We start from the raw sequence: 6,195 nt of genomic DNA on the forward strand, positions 1-6,195 counted from the left end.
AACAAACTACCGAAGGTTCCGTACAACCGAGGCTTCATCGTTGGTGCTGCGCACCCGACGAAGCCTTATTTGTTGTGTGCTGTGTTTTCGGGCAGTATGTAGTGTCGCCTCCATTCTATCTTGTGAGTTGTTTATTCTTAGCCAATTTGGATTTTACCTTATTTCATTAATTTATTTCTTATTACTTTAACGTTGCTACAGAGTTATCTACTTTTTCATTTGCAGTATTTGGTTAAATCGATATATTCGGAATACCTTTTTTCAATGAGTTTTATAATTTAAACAGATAAACTGCAATTTTGTAACCTTTAATTTAGTTATGCGTTTTGGTAATAAAACATTATGAAGATCTACCTCATTATATTGGGACTCGTTTGCAATTTGTCGTGTGGCGATGCCGGGGATGCGGCAGCATCTACGGACCAGGAAAACATACAAGGAGCCTGGCTGGGCCAAACAGAAAGCCTGAACGGCATCCAAAAGGATGTGTCTTTCCTGTATGTCTTCAAAGGTGATACAGTTAGCTTCACAGACGAGACCGGAAAGGAGATGAAGTATTCGTTCAGCTTGGACACTACCGGCAACCCCAGGTTGCTTATTATTCGGTCAGAGGATACGCTTACCAATCCCACGCCTGTGAGTGTTGGTTATGAGCTGAACGGAGATTCGCTGAAGATTGTAGTCGCACCTCCTGGTTTGCGCCCAACAGAAATATCAGACAAAAACGATCAGGAGTTGATAATCTGCAAGCGAAAGGGTTCATGAAGAGCCTAACCAAATTGCTTGCGAAAAGGTCATAGCTATTCATATCTTAAATTATTGAACCGGTTTTGTGTCGTTTAACATAGCACACAACGGCCACAGCTTTGCGTTCGGCAGGGCATTTGGAAAACGTCCAGCCCGGAACTGCAGTCGATTAAACAATCATAAAATTAAGATTCTACACAGACACATAAAAATGTCAAGACCGCATAGTTTGTAATTTTCAGAAAAAGCTAAGATTATGAAACAACAAACTTATGTATGCGGCCTTGATGTACATAAAGATAGCATCTACGCCGCCATTTACAACGGGAAAGACCGTAGTGATGTACATGTATTCGGAACTTTTACAGATCAGATAACTCAATTAATACATTGGTTGGAGCAAAACGAGGTAAAGCAGGTAGCCCTTGAGAGCACCGGCATTTATTGGGTACCTATCTGGGATATGCTGGAAGAAAAAGGATTTTGGCTTACACTGGTTAATCCCTGGTTCATTAAACAGATGCCCGGTCGTAAGAGTGATGTAAAAGATGCCCAGTGGATAGCTACGCTATTGTATAAAGACATGCTTCGAAAAAGTTTTGTACCACCCAAACAGATCAGGGTGCTTCGCAACTACAGCCGTCAGTATGTAAAACTTCAGTGGAATGCGAGCCGTGTACTACTGGAACTGGCTAAACAATTAGAGCTGTGCAATATCCGGCTGACAAGTGTATTTACAAAAACAGACAGTTTAAGTATTATCCGGGTGATTCGTTTGTTAATAAACGGGTGTGACGATATCCAGGAACTACTACAATGCATTTCTCCGGTGATAATGAAACGCAAAGGGCATCTGGTAAAAGCAGCTTTGCAGGGACATGTGAGGAGGGACAGCCGTTTTATACTCGGCTTGTTGATGCAGCAATATGATTTATTGAATCTGCAACTAGCCTCGGTAGAGGCACAAATGCTGAAGATATGTGATGAGCATTATCATGAAGAATTGCGCTTACTTCAGACCATTCCAGGTATTAAGGAACAAAGCGCCATGCAAATTATTTCTGAGACGGGCGGGGATATGCAAGCCTTTGAAAGCAGCAGCAAAATGGTAGGTTGGGCAGGGCTTCGTCCAGGCAATGATGAGAGTGCGGGAAAAATAAAAAGTACCAAAATCACCAAAGGGAATCGCTATCTAAAAAGGATTCTCATTCAAACCTCATGGGGAGCCTCCCGTACAAAAGGCAGTGCTTTTAAAATAAAGTTTGAACAGTTGGCTAAACGTATAAGCCGTAAGAAAGCACTCGTAGCTATCAGCAGAAGGCAGTTGGCCGTAATCTGGAATGTACTGAGTAAAAAGGAGCCGTACAAAGTAAACTATGATTTGGTAGCAACGGCACAACAAATAGAAACACAGTTAAAGTATCATCAACGCATGGTCAATCACTTAAAGAATTTGCAATAACAATCAACGCAGAGGCCGGGTATCTTTATGGTGGTTAATAACCCCGATGATTAAACAGGCCGGATTATCAGATACTCACAGTATCGTAAGCACACAGACATAAGCAAGTAAGTTTTTAACTGAAAAGCTTGCAGGGGAAAATCGTAAACAATCGTTTTAAAACGTGTACAATTTCACTGTGTCGGTAATTTATAGGGGAAAGATACTGAAGTTGAAAATATATTCTGTTGTTCATCTGTGTTGGTCAGCCGGATATGTAGCTGATAGTAGCACTAAGATGAGGATTTATTCGTCGCCCCCTGTTGCAAAACTGAATGTTATGCACCGTTGTTTGTCGCAAGTATCCGTCTCAAATCCTTATCTCCGAACCACTCTTCCTCACTCTCGTCATAATGAGACTGCGCTAAGCACCATTGTGCGAATTGTTTTGCTTTCATCAAATCTTTCTTTTCGAGAACCAAAGCAGTTGCCCAGGCAAACCTTTCACTGGTCGTAGCTATAAAAACACCTGTTCTTTTTGTCCAGCTTTCATGGAATTGGCTCATTTCATTCACTTCAAACAATTCAAGGATGCTGGGACTTGCTTTGAACTGCTCAATTACGGGAAAAGCTATGTATTTGATGGTTTCCATAATTTTAGCATGCGTCTCAAGATTAGTTTTCTCATCATCTGAATACTTCCATGATGGGCCATTGGGGTCTTCTGCTAAACTCATTCTAAATTCGTATTGGTAAGTCTTGAGATTCTCAAAATTTATTTTGCCATAATAATCATGATCTACTTGCTTTGGATGAACTGCAAAACCCGCTGAACAACTTCCTCCCCATCTGCTTGGGTCAATATAAACGGCGATAAGGTAATTGTCTGTCTCTTGGCGATATTCAAATCCAGTCCCCTTGTAGCCATGCATTCGCATCTCTTGTCCGAACGGTTTTGCTATTTGTTTCTTGAAGTCAGCAGTAGTTATCATGGTGTGCAGTACAATGGTGCATAACGTTTCAGGTATTTCTGCAGTAGCGGAATTCCGTGATTCGTCAGCTAAAATTTATTAATGATGTTGAATAGAATTACTGTTGTTCAAAACATATTCTTCAACCGCTATAGCTGAAATACCATGTTATGCGCTTTTTTGTTTAGTCTTTGAATATTCTTTCTCCATAATTGTTTGCAAGTCCACTGGATAAATGGAAAGTTCTATGTCCAAACTCAAGTCGCCCGCAAGTTTCAAAAGTTCATTGGGGAATGTGTCAGATTGCGTAAAAATATTTTTTCTGTCAATCCTTAGATCAATGCCAAAGTCTAATACAGCATATTCAATTCCTTGGGTCGAACTTATATGAGAAAGCTTGTCATTGTTGCGTTTTAAAAAACGAATTGTGTCAGCAATTTGTTTCTTTAAATTGTCAAAGTCCGCTTTACTGGTTTCAATTGAAATTGAGGAAGATGTGAATTTCTTTCCGTCTGGTTTGGTTTTAAGCCGTGGTTCTCCCCTGAAGTCTTTTCTATAGGGTCGCAGTTTGCTTTTGTAAACGAAGCCGTCAACGTCAAAATTCTTTCCACCGATAGTTAAAATGCAACTCATTGTCTATGAAGTATCTTGATTGTTGTAAAGATTTTTGTGAGTAAGGTTGTTCTACTAAGATTATCAACAGGCTCGATCAAATTGCGCATAACGATCGGGATTTACGAAGTGCCCACGGATGGAGCAGATGCGGGAGCGAAAGCCAGAGGCTTTCAGCGAAGCAGCTGCGAGAATCTGTGGGTACGTGTAAATTTATCGGGGCATTTTGTAAATCCTCATGTTCACCGCAGGTGGCTTGCACAAAGTTCACCGCCCGATAAATTTACAAGTAAATCCCGATCGTTCGACCGCAATAGCTTAGGAGAAAAAGACCGGGAGTCCGCAAAGCGGACGAAGGGATTTTTCCTTGTGCGAGGCATTGCGGTCGAACGGTTTTCGGCTTGGCGATGTGGCGGATATTTAGCACAAATGTTCAATAAAATTACAACTGTTGAATCTTGTACAAATGTTTCATATAAGCACTTCAGCCACCATATTGCCAAACCGATGTTAGCGGTTCGGTTTTCTTCTGTGTCATATTGTTCTACCAAAATTTCCACCAAGGTTTTGTTTGTTCTGGTTCGTCTGTCTCTGCTGTTAACGTCCAAAATTCTTCTTTAAATGGCAAACTTGTAAATTCCTTTGTCACCATATGTACATAAGGATAAATTGCGTCTTCGCTTCCGTTTTGAAACCTTTTCATTACTTTTTGAATAGGCCAAATTTGTCCGTCATTTGGAAGTTTTAAAAACACATTTAGTTCGGCTTGTGGGTCGTTGTCGTCTGTTACCCAGTCAGCTCCTTTTACATTTTTAATAATTGTCTCACCGACATAAGAACCAATTGAAAAAAGTTTTGGTCCAAATCCCTTTCCGTAAAGTCGTCCACCTTTTTTAGGTTGTCCGTTTTTCATATTTACGGTAAAAAACCTGTCGACTTCAATTATGCTGTCTATTGTGTAATCAAGTTTGAAGCCGTCAGCCTCAAATGCTTTTACTATCCAGTCTGACTGTGATTTAATGTCTTCTTTTAATGTTGCCATATTTTAAGTTTCATTTTTTTGTTTGTTGTTTCGGTGCCGCTCTCTAAACTGACCGCTAACGATCGGGATTTACGAAGTGCCCACGGATGGAGCAGATGCGGGAGCGAAAGCCAGAGGCTTTCAGCGAAGCAGCTGCGAGAATCTGTGGGTACGTGTAAATTTATCGGGGCATTTTGTAAATCCTTTTGTTCGCCGCAGGTGACTTGCACAAAGTTCACCGCCCGATAAATTTACAAGTAAATCCCGATCGTTCGACCGCAATAGCTTAGGAGAAAAAGACCGGGAGTCCGCAAAGCGGACGAAGGGATTTTTCCTTGTGCGAGGCATTGCGGTCGAACGACCACGGCTTGCCGCTGTGCCGGTATTCCGTGTTAATGTCGCTGGGTTTGGCCGTAAATTTAGTTTACTTACGGCCAATATTCTAAATCTGATCTGTGTTAATGTCGATGAGGATATATTCGCGCCGCCCCGGCATAGCGGCAAACCGCTTGTTGCCTGCAGTCCATCGAAAATGAGTTATCTCAGTCTTCGTTTCCTTGCATACAAAAATGCCCGTGAGTCCTTGCTATTTGTGGTGAGATCGTTAAACGTGTAATAGAGTATAATGAATCTGAATTTTTCCTTTCGAAAGCCATATTGACTTTGAACTCGTCTTGTGGAGATAGAGTCACAAACTTTTCAACGTCCAGTAATCTAAACGAATCCGCCATATTATACTTTTCTATACCCGGTATTATGGCGGTGTCATGTAAATACAGAAACAATGTGTCGTTGTAGAATCGATATTTATCCTTAAAAAGGTTAAATACATAAGTGTTTCCTTTCAATTTCGACAATCCTAAAAAATATGGGTTAATAGTTTGCTTTACCGATGAAGTTTGGTTATACAACTGGATACCCACGAAGTTCTTTCCAACTGCGGTTATATGCAGTTGACCCGAGAGCTTATAAGGCAACGTACATATAAGGACAAAACCTATCGACCTGTTAATATATCTAATCATTGATTAGAAAAAGGATTTTATTAGTTGGATTGCAGGTAACGATCGGGATTTACGAAGTGCCCACGGATGGAGCAGATGCGGGAGCGAAAGCCAGAGGCTTTCAGCGAAGCAGCTGCGAGAATCTGTGGGTACGTGGAAATTTATCGGGGCATTTTGTAAATCCTCATGTTCACCGCAGGTGACTTGCACAAAGTTCACCGCCCGATAAATTTACAAGTAAATCCCGATCGTTCGACCGCAATAGCTTAGGAGAAAAAGACCGGGAGTCCGCAAAGCGGACGAAGGGATTTTTCCTTGTGCGAGGCATTGCGGTCGAACGTTCACAGCTTTGCGGTCGGCGGGGCAATTGTTTTACGTCGCCCCTGGCGACGAGTGCTG

The 6,195-nt window shown here is 41.5% G+C and carries 5 protein-coding genes; 2 read left to right on the forward strand and 3 right to left on the reverse strand.

All coding sequences use genetic code 11. The features are described from left to right. Window positions 1-342 precede the first annotated feature (342 nt). On the forward strand, window positions 343-765 hold the full coding sequence (locus ACFEL9_RS25960; protein WP_385896283.1) for a hypothetical protein: 423 nt from the start codon (window positions 343-345) through the stop codon (window positions 763-765). Window positions 766-1,003: 238 nt separating this feature from the next. Then, window positions 1,004-2,209: an IS110 family RNA-guided transposase gene (locus ACFEL9_RS25965; protein WP_385896286.1), complete on the forward strand. Its 1,206-nt coding sequence runs from the start codon at window positions 1,004-1,006 to the stop codon at window positions 2,207-2,209. 317 nt (window positions 2,210-2,526) lie between these two features. Here ACFEL9_RS25965 and ACFEL9_RS25970 read toward each other — a convergent pair whose 3' ends face one another. The 3 genes from ACFEL9_RS25970 to ACFEL9_RS25980 all read right to left on the reverse strand — a co-directional run bounded on the left by ACFEL9_RS25970 (window position 2,527) and on the right by ACFEL9_RS25980 (window position 4,813). Continuing rightward, window positions 2,527-3,180 carry a DUF4304 domain-containing protein gene (locus tag ACFEL9_RS25970; RefSeq protein WP_385896289.1) on the reverse strand — a complete coding sequence of 218 codons (654 nt, stop codon included), beginning with the start codon at window positions 3,178-3,180 and terminating at the stop codon, window positions 2,527-2,529. A 147-nt stretch (window positions 3,181-3,327) separates the two neighbouring features. Further along, a complete protein-coding gene (locus ACFEL9_RS25975) occupies window positions 3,328-3,792 on the reverse strand; it encodes a hypothetical protein (protein WP_385896291.1) in 465 nt (154 codons plus the stop codon). 523 nt (window positions 3,793-4,315) lie between these two features. Further along, window positions 4,316-4,813 carry a hypothetical protein gene (locus ACFEL9_RS25980; RefSeq protein ID WP_385896294.1) on the reverse strand — a complete coding sequence of 166 codons (498 nt, stop codon included), beginning with the start codon at window positions 4,811-4,813 and terminating at the stop codon, window positions 4,316-4,318. Window positions 4,814-6,195: the final 1,382 nt, after the last annotated feature.

Origin of the sequence: Terrimonas alba (genome assembly GCF_042434975.1) — a bacterium.
GTDB lineage: Bacteria > Bacteroidota > Bacteroidia > Chitinophagales > Chitinophagaceae > Terrimonas_B > Terrimonas_B alba.

Excerpts from the sequence above, each read along its gene's own strand:
- ACFEL9_RS25960 (WP_385896283.1), top strand. The coding sequence starts at position 343 with ATGAAGATCTACCTCATTATATTGGGACTCGTTTGCAATTTGTCGTGT.
- ACFEL9_RS25965 (WP_385896286.1), top strand. The coding sequence starts at position 1,004 with ATGAAACAACAAACTTATGTATGCGGCCTTGATGTACATAAAGATAGC.
- ACFEL9_RS25970 (WP_385896289.1), bottom strand. The coding sequence starts at position 3,180 with ATGATAACTACTGCTGACTTCAAGAAACAAATAGCAAAACCGTTCGGA.
- ACFEL9_RS25975 (WP_385896291.1), bottom strand. The coding sequence starts at position 3,792 with ATGAGTTGCATTTTAACTATCGGTGGAAAGAATTTTGACGTTGACGGC.
- ACFEL9_RS25980 (WP_385896294.1), bottom strand. The coding sequence starts at position 4,813 with ATGGCAACATTAAAAGAAGACATTAAATCACAGTCAGACTGGATAGTA.